This is a genomic window from Pseudomonas sp. H9, from assembly GCF_004353925.1.
Lineage (GTDB): Bacteria > Pseudomonadota > Gammaproteobacteria > Pseudomonadales > Pseudomonadaceae > Aquipseudomonas.
Genome location: NZ_SMOK01000005.1, coordinates 44,878 through 66,935 on the forward strand (window position 1 = coordinate 44,878; position 22,058 = coordinate 66,935).

The 22,058-nt window shown below is 59.4% G+C and carries 18 protein-coding genes, 5 tRNA genes and 1 pseudogene; 15 read left to right on the plus strand and 9 right to left on the minus strand.

Annotation, left to right across the window (positions count from 1 at the left end):
* Nucleotides 1-62 precede the first annotated feature (62 nt).
* Complete coding sequence (locus tag E1573_RS03935) at nt 63-812, plus strand: sulfite exporter TauE/SafE family protein (protein ID WP_133210841.1); 750 nt, start codon at nt 63-65, stop codon at nt 810-812.
* Here the strand turns inward: E1573_RS03935 and E1573_RS03940 are convergent.
* Nucleotides 802-1,656, minus strand: a complete 855-nt coding sequence (locus E1573_RS03940) for a LysR family transcriptional regulator (RefSeq protein WP_133210843.1) — start codon at nt 1,654-1,656, stop codon at nt 802-804. The genes E1573_RS03935 and E1573_RS03940 overlap by 11 nt on opposite strands.
* Before the next feature lie 97 nt (nt 1,657-1,753).
* On the opposite strand from E1573_RS03940, the gene E1573_RS03945 reads away from it, so the two are divergent.
* The gene (locus tag E1573_RS03945; RefSeq protein ID WP_371925124.1) at nt 1,754-1,984 is read left to right on the plus strand and encodes a DUF1127 domain-containing protein; all 231 of its coding nucleotides are present in this window, start codon (nt 1,754-1,756) and stop codon (nt 1,982-1,984) included.
* Nucleotides 1,985-2,042: 58 nt separating this feature from the next.
* Nucleotides 2,043-3,284, plus strand: a complete 1,242-nt coding sequence (locus tag E1573_RS03950) for a winged helix-turn-helix domain-containing protein (RefSeq protein ID WP_133210847.1) — start codon at nt 2,043-2,045, stop codon at nt 3,282-3,284.
* Here the strand turns inward: E1573_RS03950 and E1573_RS03955 are convergent.
* Nucleotides 3,265-4,611: a class II 3-deoxy-7-phosphoheptulonate synthase gene (locus E1573_RS03955; protein WP_133210849.1), complete on the minus strand. Its 1,347-nt coding sequence runs from the start codon at nt 4,609-4,611 to the stop codon at nt 3,265-3,267. The two genes, E1573_RS03950 and E1573_RS03955, sit on opposite strands and share 20 nt — an antisense overlap.
* 129 nt (nt 4,612-4,740) lie before the next feature.
* Between E1573_RS03955 and E1573_RS03960 the strand changes: the two genes are divergently transcribed.
* Nucleotides 4,741-5,496 (plus strand): spermidine synthase, encoded by a 756-nt coding sequence (locus E1573_RS03960; RefSeq protein WP_133210851.1) that lies wholly within the window; start codon nt 4,741-4,743, stop codon nt 5,494-5,496.
* Between the two features lie 321 nt (nt 5,497-5,817).
* Nucleotides 5,818-7,516 (plus strand): annotated as a pseudogene (locus tag E1573_RS03965) (DEAD/DEAH box helicase).
* Between the two features lie 356 nt (nt 7,517-7,872).
* On the opposite strand, the gene E1573_RS03970 reads toward E1573_RS03965, so the two are convergent.
* Nucleotides 7,873-8,640 carry a class III extradiol ring-cleavage dioxygenase gene (locus E1573_RS03970; protein ID WP_133210855.1) on the minus strand — a complete coding sequence of 256 codons (768 nt, stop codon included), beginning with the start codon at nt 8,638-8,640 and terminating at the stop codon, nt 7,873-7,875.
* 103 nt (nt 8,641-8,743) lie between these two features.
* Between E1573_RS03970 and E1573_RS03975 the strand changes: the two genes are divergently transcribed.
* Nucleotides 8,744-9,442 (plus strand): thiopurine S-methyltransferase, encoded by a 699-nt coding sequence (locus E1573_RS03975; RefSeq protein ID WP_133210857.1) that lies wholly within the window; start codon nt 8,744-8,746, stop codon nt 9,440-9,442.
* A gap of 94 nt (nt 9,443-9,536) precedes the next feature.
* On the opposite strand, the gene htpX is transcribed toward E1573_RS03975, so the two are convergent.
* Both htpX and E1573_RS03985 read right to left on the minus strand, forming a co-directional pair.
* Nucleotides 9,537-10,424: a protease HtpX gene (gene htpX, locus E1573_RS03980; RefSeq protein ID WP_130265684.1), complete on the minus strand. Its 888-nt coding sequence runs from the start codon at nt 10,422-10,424 to the stop codon at nt 9,537-9,539.
* A 224-nt stretch (nt 10,425-10,648) separates the two neighbouring features.
* Nucleotides 10,649-11,860, minus strand: a complete 1,212-nt coding sequence (locus E1573_RS03985; RefSeq protein WP_133210859.1) for a pyridoxal phosphate-dependent aminotransferase — start codon at nt 11,858-11,860, stop codon at nt 10,649-10,651.
* A gap of 167 nt (nt 11,861-12,027) precedes the next feature.
* Here E1573_RS03985 and msrB point away from each other — a divergent pair, with 167 nt between their 5' ends.
* Both msrB and E1573_RS03995 read left to right on the plus strand, forming a co-directional pair.
* Nucleotides 12,028-12,420, plus strand: coding sequence for a peptide-methionine (R)-S-oxide reductase MsrB (gene msrB, locus E1573_RS03990; protein WP_133210861.1), 393 nt, complete (start codon nt 12,028-12,030; stop codon nt 12,418-12,420).
* Nucleotides 12,421-12,436: 16 nt separating this feature from the next.
* Nucleotides 12,437-12,922 carry a glutathione peroxidase gene (locus tag E1573_RS03995; protein ID WP_133210863.1) on the plus strand — a complete coding sequence of 162 codons (486 nt, stop codon included), beginning with the start codon at nt 12,437-12,439 and terminating at the stop codon, nt 12,920-12,922.
* Here the strand turns inward: E1573_RS03995 and E1573_RS04000 are convergent.
* Nucleotides 12,915-15,275 carry a response regulator gene (locus E1573_RS04000; protein ID WP_133210865.1) on the minus strand — a complete coding sequence of 787 codons (2,361 nt, stop codon included), beginning with the start codon at nt 15,273-15,275 and terminating at the stop codon, nt 12,915-12,917. The genes E1573_RS03995 and E1573_RS04000 overlap by 8 nt on opposite strands.
* A gap of 82 nt (nt 15,276-15,357) precedes the next feature.
* Here E1573_RS04000 and E1573_RS04005 point away from each other — a divergent pair, with 82 nt between their 5' ends.
* Entirely contained in the window at nt 15,358-16,248 is an 891-nt protein-coding gene (locus E1573_RS04005) for an ATP-binding protein (protein ID WP_133210867.1), read from the plus strand.
* On the plus strand, nt 16,245-16,727 hold the full coding sequence (locus E1573_RS04010; RefSeq protein ID WP_133210869.1) for a GAF domain-containing protein: 483 nt from the start codon (nt 16,245-16,247) through the stop codon (nt 16,725-16,727). The genes E1573_RS04005 and E1573_RS04010 overlap by 4 nt, the downstream gene beginning before the upstream one ends.
* 84 nt (nt 16,728-16,811) lie before the next feature.
* Here the strand turns inward: E1573_RS04010 and E1573_RS04015 are convergent, their stop codons facing one another.
* Nucleotides 16,812-17,579 (minus strand): hypothetical protein, encoded by a 768-nt coding sequence (locus E1573_RS04015; RefSeq protein WP_133210871.1) that lies wholly within the window; start codon nt 17,577-17,579, stop codon nt 16,812-16,814.
* Between the two features lie 334 nt (nt 17,580-17,913).
* Here E1573_RS04015 and E1573_RS04020 point away from each other — a divergent pair.
* The 5 genes from E1573_RS04020 (at nt 17,914) to E1573_RS04040 (ending at nt 18,852) form a co-directional block, all read left to right on the plus strand.
* A tRNA-Glu gene (locus tag E1573_RS04020) sits at nt 17,914-17,989 on the plus strand.
* A 2-nt stretch (nt 17,990-17,991) separates the two neighbouring features.
* A tRNA-Gly gene (locus E1573_RS04025) sits at nt 17,992-18,067 on the plus strand.
* A gap of 472 nt (nt 18,068-18,539) precedes the next feature.
* Nucleotides 18,540-18,615 (plus strand) — tRNA-Glu (locus tag E1573_RS04030).
* A gap of 2 nt (nt 18,616-18,617) precedes the next feature.
* Nucleotides 18,618-18,693 (plus strand) — tRNA-Gly (locus E1573_RS04035).
* An 83-nt stretch (nt 18,694-18,776) separates the two neighbouring features.
* A tRNA-Gly gene (locus E1573_RS04040) sits at nt 18,777-18,852 on the plus strand.
* Nucleotides 18,853-18,955: 103 nt separating this feature from the next.
* Here E1573_RS04040 and E1573_RS04045 read toward each other — a convergent pair.
* Entirely contained in the window at nt 18,956-19,366 is a 411-nt protein-coding gene (locus E1573_RS04045) for a PA2817 family protein (RefSeq protein ID WP_133210873.1), read from the minus strand.
* A 67-nt stretch (nt 19,367-19,433) separates the two neighbouring features.
* Nucleotides 19,434-21,881, minus strand: coding sequence for an acyl-CoA dehydrogenase (locus tag E1573_RS04050; RefSeq protein WP_133210875.1), 2,448 nt, complete (start codon nt 21,879-21,881; stop codon nt 19,434-19,436).
* Nucleotides 21,882-22,058 lie beyond the last annotated feature (177 nt).

Here is a 22,058-nt window from a genome sequence, read left to right on the forward strand (position 1 = left end):
GCGTTTCCCTGCCAGCACCGTCTCGGTAGCATGCAGCCATTGGTTTTCGGTGAGAGGCAGCAATGATTGAGTGGGTAATCTACATCGCACTGGGCGCGGCGCTGGGCACCGTGGGTGGTTTGTTTGGGATTGGCGGCGGGTTGATCGCCATTCCAGCCCTTGGCGTGTTGTTCGGCCTCGACCAGCAACTGGCGCAGGGCACGGCGCTGGTAATGGTGGTGCCAAACGTCTTGCTGGCGCTGTGGCGCTATCACCAACGTAACCGCATCGAGTTGCAGCATGCGTTGCCCCTGGCGGCTGCCAGTTTTGTCTTTGCCTGGCTTGGCTCGATCTGGGCTGTCGGCCTTGATGCGCAGGCCATGCGTTTCGGATTTGTGTTGTTTCTGGTAGCGCTGGCCGCCTGGAACCTGGCGCGTATGTTCATGCGCAAGGCTCAACCGAGCAGCACGTTGCGTCATCCCTGGCCGTGGCTTGGGGTGTTGGGTGGCGGTGCCGGCGTTCTGGGTGGTCTGTTTGGCGTGGGTGGGGCGGTGGTGGCAACGCCTGTTCTGACCAGTGTCTTCGGCACCACGCAGGTGGTTGCCCAAGGGCTCTCGCTGGCCCTGGCTGCGCCGAGCACCGCCGTGACACTGCTGACTTATGGCATTCATCAGCATGTGCAGTGGAGTATGGGGATCCCCTTGGCGATTGGTGGCCTGCTGAGCATCAGTTGGGGGGTGAAACTGGCTCATGCCATGCCGGAAAAAGTTCTGCGCTCGCTGTTCTGCGGCTTTCTCGTGCTCTGTGCGGTGATGCTGGCGTTCAAGATTTGAAGCCTTCGGCAATGTAATCTGCCATGCAGTCGGTCATCGGTGATTGTGTGCTGGGGTTGCGCAGCAACATGATGCTCGCCGTTGGCAGTTCAGGCAGGCCTTCGGCTTCACCGATGATGCGCAAATCGCTGGTGATCAGGCTCTGCAATTGAGCCGTCACGGCCAGGCCGGCACTGACCACCGCCATGATTGCCGGTGTGCTGGCGCTGGTATAGGCAATGCGGTATTCCTTGCCGATCGTATCCAGGGCATTGCAGGCCCAGGTACGGCAGCAGCAGTCGGTGTTGAACACAGCCAATGGCAAAGGGCTGTGTTCGTGCGGGCAAAACCCCTGGGCCTGGACCCAAACCGCACGCTCGCGGCGTAACAATTGGCCGACTTCATGGCCGGGTTCGCAGGTGACAATGGTCATGTCCAGATCCTGACGCTGCATCAACTGCCGCGAGCTTTCGCAGTGCACTTCAACCTGGATCAGGGGATAGGCCTGCGCGAAGCTGGAGAGAATGCCAGGCAGAAAGCGCATGGCGTAGTCGTCCGGTGTACCGATTCGCACCATGCCCACCATGTGCGGCATGCGCAGCGTGTTGAACACCTCGCCGTGTAACTTGAGGATGCGCCGTGCGTAGCTGAGCAATACCTGGCCTTCGGCGGTCAGGCGCACTTGGCGCCCGTCACGTTCAAACAGCTGGCGTTGAATGATGTCCTCTTCGAGGCGCTTCATCTGCATGCTCACCGCCGACTGGGTGCGGTTGACCACTTCACCGGCACGGGTAAAACCGCCGTGCTCGGCAATGGCGACGAAGGTACGCAAGACTTCGGAGTCGATACTCTGGTACTGGGACAATGCATCAATCCCCTAGATGTATGACATAAGAAACATTCGTTGGATTGATCTTAGGCCTGACCTGACACTGTCGTCATCCCACACGGAGGGCAAGACGATGAAAGGTCAGAAATCGCTGGTCCTGCTGTACCCTCAGCCGCATCAGGGCGGCTTTTCCCAGCTGTTCCAGGGCGCTATTCGGCAGTTGGCGCGCTGGTGGCAGTTGCACCAGCAACGCTTGGAGCTGGCACGCTTGAGTGACGCTGCGCTGCACGATATCGGTATGAGCCGTGTAGATATCTTGCAGGAGGTGGAGCGGCCATTCTGGGATGACCCGCTGAAAAAATGAGTCGCGCCCAACCGGTGTCGCGACTACCTTGAGTGGGCTTGTTCTGAAGGAGTCGGGCATGCCCACCACACAATCCTTTTCCCTGTTACAGGCACGCCGGTTGGCGTTGGTGGCTCAGGGGCTGTCAGGCGCCGGGCCTCGCGCCAGCGTAAGTGGCGCTCACCTGCAGCGATTGTTCGAGCGCCTTGGCGTGGTTCAGATCGATTCGGTCAACGCTTTGGTGCGTTCGCACTATCTGCCACTGTTTTCCCGGTTGGGCAGTTATCCACAGGCCTTGCTGGATCAGATCGCCTGGGGGCATAAGCGCCAGCGCAAACTCTTTGAATACTGGGGGCATGAAGCATCGTTGTTGCCCTTGCAGCTGTATCCCTTGCTGCGCTGGCGTATGGAGCGTGCGCGTCAGGGGCAGGGGATCTATCAACAGTTGGCGCGCTTCGGGCGAGAGCAGCAACCGACTATCGAACGCGTGCTTGGCGCAGTGACCCGTCAAGGCGCGCTGGGAGCGGGCAGCTTGTCGACCCGGGCGGAGCGCGCTGGCCCCTGGTGGGACTGGAGCGCAGAAAAGCATGCGCTGGAGTGGCTGTTTGCTGCCGGGCTGGTGACGGTTGCCGGGCGCCGTGGTTTTGAGCGCTTGTATGACTTGCCGGAACGCGTCTTGCCGGCAACGTTACTGCAACAGCCGCTGCTGGATGAGGCCCAGGCGCAGCGCGGGTTGCTCTTGCAGGCCGCCAAGGCGCTGGGGGTAGCCACGGAAAAGGACCTGCGCGATTACTATCGCTTGAGCCCGGCAGACAGCCAGGCACGGGTGGCTGAGCTGGTCGAGGCGGGGCAGTTGCAGGTGTGCTCCGTACAAGGCTGGGCGCAACCGGCCTACTGCCTGAATGATGTGCGATTGCCGCGCAAGGTGGCCTGCAGCGCATTGCTGTCACCATTCGATTCGTTGGTATGGCAGCGCGAGCGCACCGAGCGCTTATTCGATTTTCACTACCGCCTGGAAATTTATACACCGGCCCATAAGCGCGTATACGGCTATTACGTTTTGCCGTTTCTGCACAACGAGCGGATTGTGGCGCGAGTTGACCTACGCGCGGAGCGGGCCAATGAATGCTTGGCCATTTATGCCTTGCATGAGGAAGAATACGGGCTTGATGACGTCGGGATGCAGGCCTTGGCCGACAGCCTGTGGCGGATGGCTGCGTGGCTTGGCCTGAGTCGAGTGCAGCTCAACTGCCCGCGTGCCAGCGCCGCGCGATTGCGCCTGGCGCTGGCACACAGTGCGTTCAGCGGCGAACTTGCTTGAGGGTCTCGGCGATCAGGAAGGCCAGCTCCAACGACTGATCGGCATTCATCCGCGGGTCACAATGGGTGTGGTAGCGGTCCGACAGGGCGTCTTCGGTGATTGGCCGCGCGCCACCAATGCATTCGGTGACATTCTGCCCGGTCATCTCGATATGAATACCGCCGGCGTGGCTGCCTTCGGCCTGATGCACCTGGAAGAACTGCTTGACCTCGCTGAGGATCTGGGCGAAATCGCGGGTTTTGTAGCCGCTGCTGGCCTTGATGGTGTTGCCGTGCATCGGGTCCGAGCTCCACAGCACCTTGCGGCCTTCACGCTCGACGCTCTGAATCAGTGCAGGCAGATGCTCGCCCACCTTGTCAGCACCCATGCGCACAATCAGGTTGAGGCGGCCGGGGTCGTTGCTCGGATTGAGCACATCGATCAGGCGAATCAGCTCCTCGGTGTTCATGCTCGGGCCAACCTTGACCCCGATCGGATTGTTCACACCGCGCAGGAATTCCACGTGTGCACCGTCGAGCTGACGGGTGCGGTCTCCGATCCAGAGCATGTGCGCCGAGCAGTCGTAGTAGTCGTTGGTCAGGCTGTCGCGGCGTACAAAGGCTTCTTCGTAATTCAGCAGCAGTGCTTCGTGGGCAGTAAAGAAACTGGTTTCGCGCAGTTGTGGCGAGCTGTCCATACCGCAGGCACGCATGAAGGCCAGCGTCTCGTCGATACGGTCGGCCAGTTGGCTGTATTTCTCTGCCAGGGCCGAGTTGGCGATGAAGTCCAGGTTCCATTTGTGCACCTGGTGCAGGTCGGCAAAGCCGCCCTGGGCGAAGGCGCGCAGCAGGTTCAAACTGGCGGTGGACTGGTGATAGGCCTGCAACAGGCGCTCAGGGTCTGGGACGCGGCTCTTTTCGTCAAAGCCGATACCATTGACGATATCGCCGCGGTAGGCGGGCAGTGTTACCCCGGCAATGGTTTCATCACCTGCTGAACGTGGCTTGGCAAATTGCCCGGCCATGCGCCCGACTTTGACCACCGGGCAACCCGCAGCAAACGTCATCACAATGGCCATCTGCAGCAGTACTTTGAATGTGTCGCGAATTTTCGCTGCGGAAAACTCGGCAAAGCTTTCCGCGCAGTCGCCGCCTTGCAGAAGAAACGCCCGGCCCTGAGTGACTTCGGCAAACTGTCGGCGCAGCTCGCGGGCTTCGCCGGCGAAGACCAGCGGCGGATAGCTGGCCAGGGTCTGTTCGACCCGCAGCAAATGGGCCGCGTCGGGGTAGGTCGGTTGTTGCTGGATCGGCAAGGCGCGCCAGCTGTCAGGGCTCCAGGGTTGGTTCATCACAGGCTCGATCTGATCGTAAATGGGCTGTCTGCCATGTTACCAGTTGCAGTGCGCCTTGTTGCACTGGCGCCATTGACGGACAATGGCGGCTTTTGCTTGAGGCAGCGGCGCGAGCCGGGAGACAGCATGACAGTGGAACGGGTGGAGCGGGTGCTGGCCCGGGTGCAAGACCAATACGGCACCATCAGCGTGCTGGAAGTCGAGGACTATCGGTTTCTCGAGTTCGGCGACGCGATCGAGCAGAGCTGCGTATTTACTGCCGACCCCAGTTGGCTGGAGTATGACTATACCCGCGCCATGTTGATTGGTGCGCTGTGCCATGAGGCACCTGAAAGTGCGCTGTTCCTTGGCTTGGGTGCTGGCACCCTGACCCAGGCGTGCCTGAAGTTCCTGCCGCTCGAAGACGTCGAGGCCATTGAGCTACGCCCCGATGTACCGCGCCTGGCCATCGAGTACCTGGGCCTGGACGATGACCCGCGTCTTTACATCCGCATTGGCGATGCCATGGAACTGCTTAACACGGCGGAACCGGCCGATCTGATCTTCGTCGACTTGTACACCGATCATGGTCCCAACGCAGCCCACCTGGCATGGCGTTTCCTGGAAGACTGCCAGAAGCGCTTGCAGCCCGGCGGATGGCTGATCATCAACCAATGGGCTGGTGATGATGGCAAGCCGTTGGGCGCCGCCTTGTTGCGCGGTCTTTATCACCATCATTACTGGGAGCTGCCGGTCAAAGAGGGCAATGTGATCCTGTTGGTGCCGGCTGAGCTTGATCAAACGCTTGATCTGGACGGGCTCAAAGCGCGGGCAGAAGCCTTGGCGCCGCGCTTGGGCTACTCGTTGCAACCGCTGATCAGCGAGATTCGCCCGGCCACCTGAGCCGCATCCTAGAGCAGGCGAAAGAAAATCGATTCAGCCGCCTGCAACCTCAACCACCCAGGCCCGTGGCAACGCGGCCTGACGCTGGCGTGTTGCGATAAAAAAATCTCCCGTGATTTGCGAATTCAGGTATAGTACGCGCCGGTCTTTTACCGGACCTCGTTTAGGTAGTGCAATTCTCCGAAGCCAGCTTCGGCTGCGCGTCCGCTCTGCGGGCTCTCCTTGACGTTCCTTTTTTTCTTCAATCGTTTTCGCAAATCCCCGCCGACAAAGCTGCCAGGGTGACCTTCGGGTCTTACAAGGCATGCGCAGCTTTGGAGCATGGGTCTTTGCGGATGCACTTAGAGGCAGACCCATGACCCAGGAAACCGGCGGCTTCGCCGCTCTCGATCTTCATCCGAGCATTGTTGCTGCTGTACTGGCTACCGGCTACGAAGAGCCGTCCGCCATTCAGCAGCAATCGATCCCGATTATTCTCGCCGGTCACGACATGATCGGTCAGGCGCAGACAGGTACCGGTAAAACCGCTGCCTTCGCACTGCCTATCCTGAACCGCATCGACCCGAGCAAGCGCGAGCCGCAAGCCCTGATCCTGGCGCCAACCCGTGAGTTGGCGCTGCAAGTAGCCACCGCTTTTGAAACCTACGCCAAGCAAATGCCGGGCGTAACCGTGGTGGCCGTATACGGTGGTGCCCCGATGGGCCCACAACTGAAAGCAATCCGCAACGGCGCGCAAATCGTCGTGGCAACCCCGGGCCGTCTGTGCGACCACCTGCGTCGCGACGAAAAGGTCCTGGCTACCGTCAACCATCTGGTACTCGACGAAGCCGACGAAATGCTCAAGCTGGGTTTCATGGACGACCTGGAAGTGATCTTCAAGGCCATGCCGGAAAGCCGTCAGACTGTACTGTTCTCGGCCACCCTGCCAGCCTCGATCCGCGCAATTGCCGAGCGTCACCTGCGTGAGCCGAAGCACGTCAAGATCCAAAGCAAGACCCAGACCGTAACCGCTATCGAACAAGCTCACCTGATGGTCCACGCCGACCAGAAGGTTTCTGCCGTCCTGCGCCTGCTGGAAGTGGAAGAGTTCGATGCCCTGATCGCCTTCGTGCGTACCAAGCAAGCCACCCTGGATCTGGCCAGCGCCCTGGAAGCCAAAGGCTACAAAGCTGCTGCGCTGAACGGTGACATTGCCCAGAACCAGCGTGAGCGCGTCATCGACTCGCTCAAGGATGGCCGTCTGGACATCGTCGTCGCTACCGACGTTGCTGCCCGTGGTCTGGACGTACCGCGCATCACTCACGTGTTCAACGTTGACATGCCGTACGACCCGGAGTCCTACGTTCACCGTATCGGCCGTACCGGTCGTGCCGGTCGTGAAGGTCGTGCACTGCTGCTGGTCACCCCGCGTGAGCGCCGCATGCTGCAAGTGATCGAGCGTGTTACTGGCCAGAAGGTTGCCGAAGTTCGTCTGCCAAATGCCCAGGCCGTTCTTGATGCACGTATCAAGAAGCTGACCAACAGCCTGGCGCCGCTGGTGGCCGAAGCTGAGTCCACCCACGGTGATCTGCTGGATCGTCTGACTGCCGACATCGGCTGCAGCCCGCGTGCGCTGGCCGCAGCACTGCTGCGCAAGGCTACCAACGGTCAAGCCCTGACCCTGGAAGCGGTCGAGAAAGAGCAGCCGCTGGTTCCGACCTACACCCCGCGTGAGCGCACTGGCGGTGACCGTCCAGAGCGTGGTGAGCGTGAGCGTCGTGCGCCAATGCCGCTGGCTGAAGGCCGTGCCCGCTGCCGTACCGCGCTGGGTGCGCGTGATGGCATCGCGGCCAAGAACCTGCTCGGCGCCATCCTCAACGAAGGTGGCCTGGCCCGCGAAGCCATCGGTCGCATCCAGGTGCGCGACAGCTTCAGCCTGGTCGAGCTGCCGGAAGAAGGTCTGGAGCGTCTGCTGGCCAAGCTCAAGGATACCCGTGTTGCCGGTAAGCAGCTGAAGCTGCGCCGCTACCGCGAAGACTGATCCGCGAGCGCTAAAAAAATCCCCGACTGAGTCGGGGATTTTTTTTGCCTGACAGGCTGCAATCGCGGGGCTTGCACATCTCCGGTGGGAGATACCGTCTTGCAGGGCTTTGCCCGAAGTGACCATTGACCATGAAGCCAGCACCCGGTGGGAGCTGGCTTGCCCTGCGATCTGGCGCGAAGCGGTAGCAATTCAGTCGCCTCGGTATGTCAGCTGCCTTGCAAGCAGCTGTGTTTACGGCCGCTGCGCAGCCGGTCGCGGGGCAAGGCCCGCTCCCACCGGGCCTACCCTGCTGCTAGCGAAGCACATTCAAGCCAGCTGCTCTTGAGACACAAGCGGGCTTGCCCCGCGAAATGTCAATCAAAGCGATAAATATCCATCCCCAACGCCCCCATCGTGAAGCCTTGGTGGACGATCCCGAATCGTTCGCCAGCGCCGCGGGCAAAGTACAGGGGCAGCAAATGCTCATCGCTCGGATGGCTGCGCACGGCAAACGGTGCCTGATGCCGGTAATCATGCAGGGCGGCGGTGTCGCCTGCCTCTAATTTCTCGATCATCCAATCGCGAAATGCCAATGCCCAAGGCTCGATACTCTCCGGGCCGGCGTGCCAGTCCAGTTCGCCGAGGTTGTGGGTAATGCTGCCAGAGCCGATCAGCAGAACACCTTGCTCACGCAAGCCGACCAGCGCACGGCCCACCAGTTCTTGCAGTTGCGGGCCGAGCTGGGTAGGCAAGGAAACCTGCACCACGGGAATATCGGCCTTGGGGTACATCAGTGACAGCGGCACCCAAGTGCCATGGTCAAACGGGCGCTGCGGGTCGAGGCGGGCTGGCATACCGGCAGCGCAGAGCAGTTCACTGACGCGCTGCGCCAGGGCAGGCTCGCCTGGCGCCGGGTATTGCACGGCGTACAGTGCTGCCGGGAAGCCACCGAAGTCGTGCCAGGTTTGTGGCTGCGGGCTGCTGGACACCAGCAGTTCGCGGCTTTCCCAGTGCGCTGAAACGACAACGATTGCTTTCGGACGCTCCAGCGTTGCGGCCAGACGTTTCAGGGCTGGGCCGCTGGCGCCTGGCTGCAGCGCGAGCATGGGAGAGCCATGGGAAATAAACAGACTGGGCAGCATAGCGGCGTTCCTGACGTTAAGATGAGGCTATCTTCAGGCACAACATTGATCTAAATCTAATATAAGTTTTCGCAGCATTTGATCGAATTTATTGAGGTGAGGCATGCAGGCGGAATTTTGGCATTCACGCTGGAACAGTAATCAGATCGGCTTTCATCAGCCTCAGGTCAATGCGTACCTGCAGCAGTACTGGCCAGCGTTAGGCGTGGTGGCGGGCGAGCGGGTACTGGTGCCGCTGTGTGGAAAAAGCCTCGACATGCTCTGGTTGGCAGGGCAGGGCCTTCAGGTGATGGGCGTGGAGCTCTCCGAGAAGGCGGTAGAAGACTTCTTCAGTGAGCATCAATTGCAGCCTCTGGTGACGCAAGAGGGAGCCTTCAAGGTCTTTCGTTGCGAGGCTATTGAAATCTATTGCGGTGATTTTTTCGCGTTGAGCACCGAGGACGTCCGTGGTTGTACGGCCTTGTATGACCGCGCAGCGTTGATTGCACTGCCGGCGGATATGCGCAAGCGCTATGCTGCACACCTGCAGGCACTTTTGCCCACATCGGCCAAAGGCCTGTTGATCACACTGGATTACGATCAATCGCAAATCGACGGGCCACCCTTTGCGGTCACTGATGCGGAAGTTCAGGCGCTGCTCGCTGCCTGGCATCCTGTTGAGCGCGCGGCGCACGATGTGTTGGAGGCGAGCCCAAAGTTTCAGCAGGCCGGTGCAACACATCTTTTTGAGCGGGCCTACTGCCTGGCCTCCGATGGGAGCGGGCTTGCTGTGGGAACGGGCTTGCCCCGCGATGCGATGTGACTGAAAGACCGCTATCGCGGGGCAAGCCCGCTCCTACCGGGTGTTGCGCAAAAAAAAGGCGACCCGCAGGTCGCCTTTTTCATTGCTGTGATGCTTAACCGCGGCGGCGCAGTGCTTCGATGCGGTCTTCCAGCGGCGGGTGGCTCATCAGCAGGCCAGCCAGGCCCTGCTTGAGGCCACCGTTGATGCCGAAGGCGTTCAGCGTGTCGGGCATATGCACAGGCACGCCTTGCTCCGAGCGCAGGCGCTGCAGAGCGCCGATCATGGCATTGGTGCCAGCCAGGCGGGCACCAGCTTCGTCGGCACGGTATTCGCGTTTACGCGAGAACCACATGACGATGATGCTGGCCAGAATGCCCAGTACCAACTCGGCGACGATGGTCGCGATGTAGTAGGCGATGCCTTGGCCTTCTTCGTTCTTGAAAATCACCTTGTCGACGAAGTTGCCGATGATGCGGGCGAAGAACATCACGAAGGTGTTGACCACGCCCTGAACCAGCGCCAGGGTGACCATGTCGCCGTTGGCGACGTGGCCGATTTCGTGGGCCAGTACGGCGCGAACTTCATCGGGCGAGAAGCGCTCCAGCAGGCCTTGGCTGACGGCAACCAGGGCGTCGTTGCGGTTCCAGCCGGTGGCAAAGGCGTTGGCCTCGTAAGCCGGGAAGATGCCCACTTCGGGCATTTTGATGCCAGCTTCACGGGAGAGCTCTTCGACCGTTTGCAGCAGCCACTGCTCGTGGCGTGTGCGCGGCTGGCTGATGATCTGCGTACCGGTGCTCATTTTCGCCATCCACTTGGAGATGAACAGCGAGATCAGCGAGCCGGCAAAGCCGAACACGGCGCAGAAAATCAGCAACTGGTCGAGTTTGAGGTCAACCCCGTTTGCCGCCATGAACCCATTGAAGCCGAACAGGCTCAAGGTAATGCTGGCAATCAGCACAACCGCAAGGTTGGTGGCTACAAACAGTAAGATGCGCATCATGGTTGTTACGGTCTCCTGACGGATAAAAATGTCACGTATGCGGGGGTATATAAGGCGCGGGCTTCAGTGATTCAACCGGGCGACTATTTCAAACTGTGTACTTCTCTGTATTACAGCCGAATTCCGCCAACTCGCACGTCAGGTAGGCGAGGTCTTACAGAGGAGGTAAATGATCTGAAGGACCTGCGCCGGAAACGGCGCAGGAATTCTCTACAGTTTGTAAGTTACTGCTGATAGGTCTTCAGGAAGTTCCCGATGCGGCCAATGGCCTGCTCGAGGTCGTCGACGCGCGGCAGGGTGACCACGCGGAAGTGATCTGGCCAAGGCCAGTTGAAGGCGGTGCCTTGAACGATCAACAGTTTTTCCGACAGCAGCAGGTCAAGGACGAACTTCTCGTCGTTGTGGATCGGGCAAACCTTTGGGTCGATCCGTGGGAAGGCGTAAAGCGCACCCATGGGTTTGACGCAGCTGACGCCGGGAATGCTGTTGAGCAGTTCCCAGGTGCGATTGCGCTGTTCGAGCAGCCGACCGTTGGGCAGTACCAGGTCATTGATGCTCTGATAGCCGCCGAGGGCGGTTTGTATAGCATGCTGGCTTGGTACGTTGGCGCACAGGCGCATGTTGGCCAGCATGTCGATGCCTTCGATGTAGCTCTGGGCGTGCTGCTTGGGGCCCGAGATGATCAGCCAGCCAGAGCGGAAGCCCGCCACCCGGTAGGATTTGGACAGGCCGTTGAAGGTCAGGCAGAGCAGGTCCGGGGCCAGCGACGCAGTGCTGATATGCACGGCTTCGTCGTAGAGGATCTTGTCGTAGATCTCGTCGGAGAACACCACCAGGTTGTGCTGACGTGCCAGCTCCAGCATGCCCAGCAGCAGTTCGCGTGAGTACACCGCACCAGTTGGGTTGTTCGGGTTGATGATCACCAGCGCTTTGGTGTTGGGGGTGATCTTGGCCTTGATGTCGTCGAGGTCGGGGAACCAGTCGGCCTGCTCATCGCACAGGTAGTGCACCGGATTGCCGCCAGCCAGGCTCACTGCGGCGGTCCACAGTGGGTAGTCCGGAGCCGGGATCAGCACCTCGTCACCGTTGTTGAGCAGCGCCTGCATCGACATCACGATCAGCTCGGAAACGCCGTTACCCAGGTAGATGTCTTCGATGCCGACACCTTCGATCTGCTTTTGCTGGCAGTACTGCATCACGGCTTTACGCGCGCTGAACAGGCCTTTGGAGTCACTGTAGCCTTGCGCGGTGGGCAGATTGCGGATCACATCCTGGAGGATTTCGTCCGGTGCTTCGAAACCAAAGGGTGCCGGGTTGCCGATGTTCAGCTTGAGGATGCGGTGGCCTTCCTCTTCCAGACGTTTGGCGTGCTTGAGCACCGGGCCGCGAATGTCGTAGCAGACATTGGCGAGCTTGTTCGATTTGCTGACCTGCATGATGTGATCCCGATTAGAAAAGATCGCCGCGCACTGCGCTGTGAAATCGTTTGAAATGCGTGTAACGCGGGTGCCAGACTGATGTCTGATGAGGCGCAATAATATACGTGCCGACCGCGTTGTGGAAAAGACGCAGCGCGGGGTTTTTAGTCTGCCGAGGCCTGCACATGCAAAAGATAGAGAAAACCCTGGAGGAATGGCGTGCCATGCTCGACCCGGAGCAATACCACGTCTGTCGCCTGAAGGGTACCGAGCGGCCATTCAGTGGCCAATACAACAGCACCAGAACTGATGGTGTCTATCACTGTATCTGCTGCAAGGCGCCGCTGTTCGATTCGAAGGCCAAATTCGACTCTGGTTGCGGCTGGCCGAGTTTTTACGAGCCGATCGAGGACCGCGCGATGATCGAGATTCGCGACACCTCTCACGGCATGATCCGTACCGAGGTGACGTGCGCGCAATGCGACGCTCACCTGGGTCACGTGTTTCCTGACGGCCCACCTCCGACCGGGCTACGCTATTGCATCAACTCGGTCTGCCTGGACCTGGTGCCACGCTAACAGAGGAGAAGCGGTCATGGCCGACGCACTGCTGAGCATTCCCTGCGTCACCCTGAGCGGTGAGCAGAAGGTCCTGGGTGATTTCCAGGGCAAGGCACTGTTGGTGGTCAATACCGCCAGCCAGTGCGGATTTACCCCGCAATACAAAGGGCTTGAGCAGCTTTGGCAGCACTACCGCGAGCGTGGTCTGGTGGTGGTGGGCTTTCCGTGTAACCAGTTCGGCAAGCAGGAGCCGGGCGATGCCAGGGAAATTGCGCAGTTCTGCGAGACCAACTTCGGGGTCAGCTTTCCGCTGTTTCGCAAGATCGAAGTGAATGGTGATGGCGCCCACCCGTTGTTCGTTGAACTGAAAAAACGCGCTCCCGGCTTGTTTGGTTCACAAAAAATCAAATGGAATTTCACCAAGTTCCTGGTGGATCCGGCCAGTGGCAACGTCACTCGCTACGCGCCGAGCACCAAGCCTGAAGCTTTGACTGCGTCGATCGAGAAGCTGCTCAAGTAGTGCTTAGCGGTACCCAGTGATCGATCAAGGCCAATAGCTCTTCGCGTCGAAACGGCTTGGCCAGGTAGTCGTTCATGCCCGCCACCCGGCAGCGCTCGCGTTCTTCGGGCATGGCGTTGGCTGTCAGGGCAACAATGGGTAAATGCGGCCAGCGCCCGCTCTGGCGAATTTTGCGGCTGGCCTCATAGCCGTCCATGACCGGCATGTTGCAGTCCATGAGCACCAGGTCAAAAGGCGTATGTTCCAAATGCTCCAGGGCCTCTGCTCCCTGAGTGGCAATGCTGACGTCACAGCCAAGCTTGGCCAACATACCTTTGGCGACCAGTTGATTCACCGGATTGTCTTCCACTAACAGTATGCGTGCGCGGCTCAGGCTGTCACGCGTGCTGTGCTGCGTGTTGGGGTTCATTGGGTGAGTACCGTGCAGTGCGCGGCGCACGTTTTGGTACAAGGCGTTGCGTGCCAGTGGCCGGGCCAGCTGCTGCAGAGGAGCCAGGCTGAGTGCTTGTTCACCGGTGAGGAAGTTACCGTAGGCGGTCACCAACAGGATCGGAGCTTGAATCTGCGGGCGAAGCGTGAAAAGGCTTGCCAGATCGTCGGTAATCAACAAGTCGGGGCTTGCGTTGTGTAGTTGATTGACCAGGTCGTAGCGCTGGTAGTCTACCCCCCAGCCCGGGAGCAGCTTTTGCAGCAGCTCGGCCAGGCCACTGTTGGCGTTGGTCAGGGCGGCAACACGCCCCTGCAGGTGTTCTGCAGGCACGGCGGGGGAGTGGCAGGGCAAGGGCAGTTCGGCGCTGAACTGGCTGCCGAAACCGGCTTCAGAACTGATACTCAGGCGACCCTGCATGGCCTCGCACAGGTTGTTGGTCAGTGTCAGCCCTAAGCCGGTACCGCCGTATTGTCGGGTGATACCGGCACCAGCCTGGGTAAAGGGCTGAAAAATTTTCACCTGGGCGTCCTGGGCAATACCGATGCCGGTGTCGCAGACATCCAGGCGGACGCCGCCGTTGGTGGCACTGAGCCGCACATCGACGCGACCAAAACGCGTGAACTTCAGCGCGTTGGACAGCAGGTTGCTGACAATCTGTCGAACGCGGGTGGGGTCGCCCAGCACCATGGCGGGAAATGCCGGGTCGATCAGGCAAGTCAGCTCGACACTGGGGCCGGCGTTTTGTGACAGCAGGTTGGCCGTATCTTCAACCAGCGCACCGAGGTCGAAGGGAATACGTTCAAGCTCCAGTTGACCTGCGTCGAATTTGGACAGATCGAGGATGTCGTTGAGCAGTTCCACCAGCACCTTGCCCGAATCATGGGCGATCGATAACTGTTGGCGTTGTTCAGTGCCAAGTGGGCTGTCCAGAGACAGTGCAATCATGCCCAGCAGCCCATTGAGCGGGGTGCGGATCTCATGGCTCATGTTGGCCAGGAAGGCGGCGCGTGCCTGGGCCATGTCCAGTGCCCTTCGGCGTGCCACCTCCAGCTCTTCGTTGGATTGGCTCAGGCGGCTGTTACTGGTCTTGAGTTCATTGGTGCGTGCCGAAACGATGTTTTCCAGCTCGCTGAGGTATTCGGTCAGGCGATTCTCGGCGTTGCGTCGCTGTTGAATTTCGGTAGCCATGCTGACGAACTGCTGATTGGCGACTTTGACCAGTACGCCAATTTCATCGTGCTCATGGCCGGGCGGGAACGCCAGTTTCGATTGCTCAGGTTGGCGTGAGTCGCGGTTGGCTAATGCGCTTATCACCCGTACCAAGGGCTTGGTCAGCATGAAATAGAACAGCGTCAGCAGAATGCCAGTCAGGATCAGGCTGCGGAAAAAACCGTTGAGCAGGGTGATCTCGGCGCGTTTGAGAAATCGGCTGCCAAAGGCAAAGGTATCGACTTCCAGATTCAAGGTGCCCAGGTACTCGTCGGGCATGTGGCTGAGAAACAACGAGTCCTCAAACTGCCGGCTTTCACCGAACAGAAAATCGCTGAACAGGCGGTAGCTGCTCTCGCTGCGAGGGCGTTGAACATCGGCCAGCACCGTGTCGTTATTGTCGATCAGGCGTGCGCGGGTGATCGCTGGCGACTGCAACAGGCCGCCGGTCAGTTCCTGGGCCAGTTCGGCGTCGATGTTGTAGGCAATGCGCGACGCCGGATTGTGGCTGATTTGCAGCAGGGCCTGCATCTCGCGGTTGATAGAGGCGTCTTCGCTGGCATAATCGATACCGATCTGGATGAGACTGAGCAATGTACCCAGGATGAAGCCGACCAGGACCGTCAGCCGGGCTTGCTTGTAGGACAGGCGATTGGTGAACTTGATATCCATGAGTCCCGAGCCAGTTTCACATTCCGTGCGCTGCGCAAGCATAGCCGATCAGGCCCCGCTACTGGCACGCCCTGTCACACATTCAGCACTGCCGTTGTCCTTGAAACTGCCTTGAGGAATCGTTGTGGACTCTCGTTTGAATGCTTTTCTTGAGCGTGCCGAAACCGTGCTCGCTCGTCTTGAACCACTGTTGCCCGCACCACGCCCGCAGATCGACTGGAGCCACTGCCTTGCTGCGCGCTGGCAACGTGATGGCCGCAGTGGCTTTCTGTTGCCGCTGGAGGTCAGCCTCGACATGCGCCTGTCGGACCTGATCGGGGTTGACCAGCAGCGTGAACAACTGGGGCGCAACACACGCCAGTTCCTCGATGGCATGCCGGCCAACCACGCGCTGCTGTGGGGCTCGCGGGGTACCGGCAAGTCGTCGCTGGTGCGCGCGTTGCTGGCTGAACATGCCGCAGCGGGCCTGCGTTTGATCGAGATTGAGCGCGACCACTTGGCCGACCTGCCGCGGGTGGTGGAGCAACTGAGCAAACTCCCGCAGCGCTTTGTGCTGTTTTGTGATGACCTGTCGTTCGAGGCCGGGGAGGGCGACTACCGGGTGCTCAAGAGTGTGCTCGATGGCTCGCTTGAGCAAGCGCCAGACAACGTACTGCTATACGCCACTTCGAACCGTCGGCACCTGGTGCCGGAAAAACAGAGCGACAACGAAAACTGGAAAATGGTGGACGGTGAACTGCACCCCAATGAAGCAGTAGAAGACAAGATTGCCCTGTCTGATCGTTTCGGCCTGTGGCTGTCGTTTTATCCCTTTACTCAGGACCACTTCCTCAATGTCGTGGAACACTGGATTGGTCAGTTGGCCGCCACTGCCGGGCTGGCCTGGCAGCGGGATGAAGCGCTGGATATTCTCGCGGTGCGCTGGGCTACTGGTCGCGGCAACCGTAATGGCCGTTGTGCCTATCAGTTCGCCCGCTATTGGGTTGGACTGCAACTGTTGGAGCAAAAAAGATGATCGACCTTAACGCTTCTGGCGCAGGCCTTGAGGGCTACGGCCTGCTGGCGGCACAGCTGGAAGCTTTGTTCGCCGATGAGCGCGATTTCATTGCCAATGCGGCACAGTTTTCGGCGTTTCTCTACAGTCAGGTCGAAGACCTGAACTGGGCGGGCTTTTACTTGAACCGCAATGAAGAGTTGGTGCTGGGCCCGTTCCAGGGCCAGGTTGCCTGTGTGCGGATCGCCTTCGGGCGCGGGGTGTGCGGTGCGGCGGCGGCGAGCCGGGAAACTCAGCGTGTTGAGGATGTGCATGCGTTCCCAGGGCACATTGCTTGCGACAGCGCCTCGAACAGTGAGTTGGTAATTCCGTTGATCAAGGAGGGGCGATTGATTGGTGTGCTGGACTTGGACAGCCCGAAACTGGCGCGCTTCAGTGAGGCGGATCAGGAAGGCCTGGAACGTTTGGCAGCGATCTTTTTGCGTTTGACTGACTGCTGAAATCGATCGCGGGGCCAGCCCGCTCCCACCGGTTTGATGTAATCCTGTGGGAGCGGGCTTGCCCCGCGATACTCTCAAACAGCCTCAGTCATAAATGACTTTTTTCTTCCAGTCTTCACTGCCATCGGTCTTCAGGCCTTCGGTCAGCTCATTGACCTCGTCTTCGGCAGGCTCCAACTGGCTCAGCACTTGAGCGTTGGCCCGGGCCAGCAGCTTTTCCAGGTACTCAAGCTGCTCGCGGTATACCGTTGGGTCCTGTTGTTTGCGCAAGTACTGAACACCACGCTCAAAGGCCAGGCGCGCATGCCCAGGCTGGTTTTGCTGTAGGGCTTGCTGGCCGAGGTTGTTGAAAAACTCGATGTGCAGCAGTACCAGAATATGGCGGATCTCTTTGACCCAGTGTTTGGCTTCATTAGTGGGCAGAAAGCCCTCATGGGCCGCGCGGGTGATCTGGTTGTGCATACCTTCAAGCAGGAAGCGTACATCCTTGGCCCGGGCTTCGGTCTGGATCGGTGCAGGCGGGTTGTTCACCGGCAGCGCTTCACCCTGGGCAATCAGGCCTTCAAGCTCGGCAATGCGTGCACGGATATCACGGTTGTTCTTATCCAGCGCCAGTTGACGCTGGTTGAGGTTGAGTTCGAGGCGGGTTAACAGCAGCTTCAAGGCTGGGGTCATCAATTGGCCGGGGAAGGTTTCGGTGATCTCGCCACAGCGACGCAAGCGGTCGGCCAATTCGATCTTCAGCCGGGCACGCTCGAGCTTGTTGTTTTCGACCACATTGTTCAGGTAGCCGATCACAATCAACAACGCGATCCCCGCCACGATAAGCAGGGTGATCATTAGTGGTGTCACCGTTAACGCCTCATACAGGATGATTTACCGTTTGAGTGTAGTGGCTTAGCTTTTTGCCGGATAGAGCTGTTTAGCGGTTACCAGAAGGCGTTAGGTGGCCTTTTGCTGGTATCGCACCGTAGTCATTGGGTTTCAGCACGGGCGAGTGCCAAAAAATAAACGTCAAGGACCAGGCGCCGGTCATGTTCTTGAGCCACACAAAGCATCGGGAAGTCATTGATTTAAATAAAATTATCGAGAGGGGTTGACGGGTTGGAAAAGCCCCCCTAGAATGCGCGCCACTTGCAGCGTAAAGCACACAGCGAAACGCGGCAGGGAGTGAATGTTGTAGTGTGTCCCCTTCGTCTAGTGGCCTAGGACACCGCCCTTTCACGGCGGTAACAGGGGTTCGAGTCCCCTAGGGGACGCCAATGCGGGAATAGCTCAGTTGGTAGAGCACGACCTTGCCAAGGTCGGGGTCGCGAGTTCGAGTCTCGTTTCCCGCTCCAAATTCTATCGGTGCAAGCCGATCAAAAAAGAGGCCTAGCGCCTCTTTTTTTGTGCCTGAAATTCCTCTCCATACGGCCATGTCTACTGGCCTTAGTGCAGTTTTCAACTGTTTCCGATGCGAAATCAATGGTAGCCGTCGGCTGCCAAGCTATGCCCGCGCTTAAGCATCGTGAAGGGGGGCGCAGATGCACTGGCCATCAACTGCGGGAAATTCATAACCTATATGTGCCCAGTGGCGAGATGGCTCAGCTTGCAGATGTAAGTGGGGCCCCCATATCCGTGTATGCGGATTGGGGGGTACCGTTTAATGCGGATACCAAGCTTGGGTTGTGCGTTTTTCTGCGGTGGAAGTCATTGATTTAAATAAATTTATACAAAGGTATTGACGAGCTTCCTCAGCATCCATAGAATGCGCGCCACTTGCAGCGTAAAGCTCACAGCGAAACGCAGCAGGCAGTGAAGTTGTAGTGTGTCCCCTTCGTCTAGTGGCCTAGGACACCGCCCTTTCACGGCGGTAACAGGGGTTCGAGTCCCCTAGGGGACGCCATTGCGGGAATAGCTCAGTTGGTAGAGCACGACCTTGCCAAGGTCGGGGTCGCGAGTTCGAGTCTCGTTTCCCGCTCCAGTTTTATACTGTGGCGTTCATGACGGTACAGGGGTAGTGAATCGCTCCAAGGCAGTTCACACCACAGCGGTTTGCTTCACATTGCGGGAATAGCTCAGTTGGTAGAGCACGACCTTGCCAAGGTCGGGGTCGCGAGTTCGAGTCTCGTTTCCCGCTCCAAATTAAAAAACGCCGTTCAATTGAACGGCGTTTTTTTTCGTCTGCACTTTATGCTGATAAGACCGGAGGGGCTGCGCTCAGCCCCGCCGTTCTATCTGGTCGCTCAATGCTTGCTGTCGTCGTCCGACATGCTCAACAGTTGTTTTTCCTGGTTCCAGTCGAACGGTTCGTCGTTCTGCTCGGCCTCATAGCGGCGCTCTTCCAGCGCCTGATACATATCCAGTTCCTCGTCCGGCATGAAGTGCAGGCAGTCGCCACCGAAGAACCACAACAGGTCGCGTGGCACCAGGTGGGCAATCTGTGGGTAGCGCTGGATCACCTGGCACATCAGGTCTTGGCCCAGGTACTGGCTTTGCAGCGGGTCGATCGGCAGTTCTGCCCGCAGTTCGTCGAATCGCTCCAGAAACAAGGCATGGCTCTCTTCTGGAACCTGCTCGGCTTCGCCCAAGGCAACCAGAATGCTGCGCAGGTGATCGAGCAGAAGGAGGTGATACTCCAGATGTGGGGTGGCCATGGGGCGATCCTCTTGGGCTAAAACGGGCGCGGGAGTATACGGCTCCCAGCGCCCGATGTCCCGACCGTTAACGAATTTTGCCGGGGGTGGCCAGCAGTTCTTCCTTGCTGAAGGCATCGACATCGATGACTTTGCGCCGAGCCGCCTCGGCGGCGTGCAGGTTTTGTGCTTCGGTAGCCTCAAGCACGCCTGCTTGCAGCGCCGCATCGATGCTCGATTGGCCTGGTGCCGGGTTGACCTTGCCATCCTTGAGTGCCTGATGCAGTTTTTTATGCAGCGGCGCGCATTCGTCGAGCAAGGTGCAGGCATGCTGCAGGGCGCCCACCGGGTCATCAGCGTCCTGTGGGCGATAGCAGCCGGCAAGCAGTTCTTCGAGCGCAGGGTCGCCTTTGGCGCGCCCGATAAGCGCTGCTACCTCGGCGTCCAGTGCGTCGCTCGGGCCGGTATGCCGGCGGCCGAACGGAAACACCACTACGCGCAATGCGCAACCCAGGAAGCGATTGGGGAAGTTGTCGAGCAGGCGGTCCAGGGCCTTTTCAGTCTGCCCCAGGCTTTCTTCCATGGCCCAGCGCAGCAGTGGTTGCAGGTGCTCTGGCGAGTTCAGGTCGTAATAGCGCTTGAGGGCTGCTGAGCTGAGGTAGAGATGGCTCAGGGCATCCCCCAGGCGGGCTGACAGGCGTTCGCGGCGTTTGAGTTCACCGCCGAGTAGCAACATGCACAGGTCCGCAAGCAGAGCGAAGGCGGCGGCCTGACGATTGAGCGCGCGGAAGTAGCCCTGGCTGAGGGCGTCACCTGGCACTTTTTCAAAGTGCCCCAGGCCCAATCCGAGGATCAATGTGCTGGCGGCGTTACCTACGGCAAAGCCAATGTGTTGCATCAACAGTTGGTCAAACTCCTTGAGCGCCTGGTGATGATCGTCGCGCGCGGCCAGGGCCATTTCCTTGAGGACGAAAGGGTGGCAGCGGATCGCGCCCTGACCGAAGATCATCAGGTTGCGTGAAAGGATGTTGGCGCCCTCAACCGTGATGAAAATCGGCGCACCTTGCCAGTTGCGACCCAGATAGTTGCTCGGGCCCATGATGATTGCCTTGCCGCCGTGGACATCCATGGCGTGCTGGATGCATTCGCGGCCACGTTCGGTGAGGTGGTATTTGAGGATCGCCGAAAGCACCGAAGGCTTTTCCCCCAGGTCTACGGCTTTGGTCGTGAGCAGGCGCGCGCTGTCCATCAGGAAGGCATTGCCGCCCATGCGTGCCAGCGCCTCCTGAATACCTTCGAACGCGGCCAGGGGCACGTTGAACTGTTCGCGAATCCGCGCATATTGACCGGTGACGAGGCTGGTGTATTTGGCTGCGCCGGTGCCCACCGCCGGCAGCGAGATCGAGCGGCCCACCGACAGGCAATTCATCAGCATCATCCAGCCTTTACCCAGCATTGGCTGGCCACCGATCAGGTAGTCCAGCGGGATGAAAACGTCTTTACCGCTGTTGGGGCCGTTCATGAAAGCCGCGCCCATAGGCAGGTGGCGCTTGCCGATGTCTACGCCAGGAGTGTCGGTGGGGACCAACGCCAGGCTGATCCCCAAGTCCTCTTCTTCACCCAGTAAATGCTCCGGGTCGTAAGCTTTGAACGCCAGGCCCAGCAGCGTCGCCACAGGCCCGAGGGTGATGTAGCGTTTTTCCCAGTTCAGGCGCAGGCCGATCACTTCTTCACCTTGCCATTGGCCTTTGCAGATCACACCGGTGTCGGGCATGGCACCTGCATCGGAGCCGGCCAGCGGGCCGGTGAGGGCGAAGCACGGTATGTCTTCACCGCGCGCCAGGCGTGGCAAGTAGTGCTGGCGTTGTTCGTCCGTACCGTAGTGCAGCAGCAGTTCTGCCGGGCCCAGCGAGTTGGGCACCATGACCGTGGAGGCCAGGTCGCCGCTGCGGGTGGCCAGTTTCATCGCTACTTGCGAGTGGGCGTAGGCGGAAAAGCCTTTGCCCCCGTATTCCTTGGGAATGATCAGGGCAAAGAAACCATTGGATTTGATGTGTTCCCACGCCGCGGGCGGCAAGTCCAGTGTCTGGCCAATCTGCCAGTCACTGACCATCGCGCAGAGGGACTCGGTGGGGCCGTCGATAAAGGCTTGCTCTTCCTCCGTCAGTTCAGCTTTGGAATAACCCAGTAAGGTGTTCCAGTTCGGGCGCCCGCTGAACAGCTCGCCATCCCACCAGACGGTGCCGGCATCGATTGCTTCGCGTTCGGTTTGTGACATGGGCGGCAGGGTGCGTTTAAACCAACTGAACAGTGGCGCGCTGAACACCTTGCGGCGTAGTTCTGGCAGCAGGACCAGTGCGGCCTTGGCCGCCAGTACCAACCAGAAAAGTGTCAGAAGCCAGCCAGGCGCATGGCTGAAAATTCCCATCAGCACCAGGTAAACCGCAATCAGGGCCAATGCGGGGATGGCGGCGATGCGTCGGTGGGCGAGGTAGGCTGCACCAATCACCAGAACCACTAACCACAACAGCAACATGTTCATTCCTCCGTGAAACTTCAGGACATTTTGCAATCCATCAGAGCTTAGACGGCCTCCGGTATTCGGCCTGTCAGAACAGTGACAGGCTGTGGCAGCAGGAGTTCGCTGCAGGCTGTGGGCGATTGTCAGGGCGGGTGTCTGGGGTAGACTGAGCGGCCGCTCATTCATCAGGAC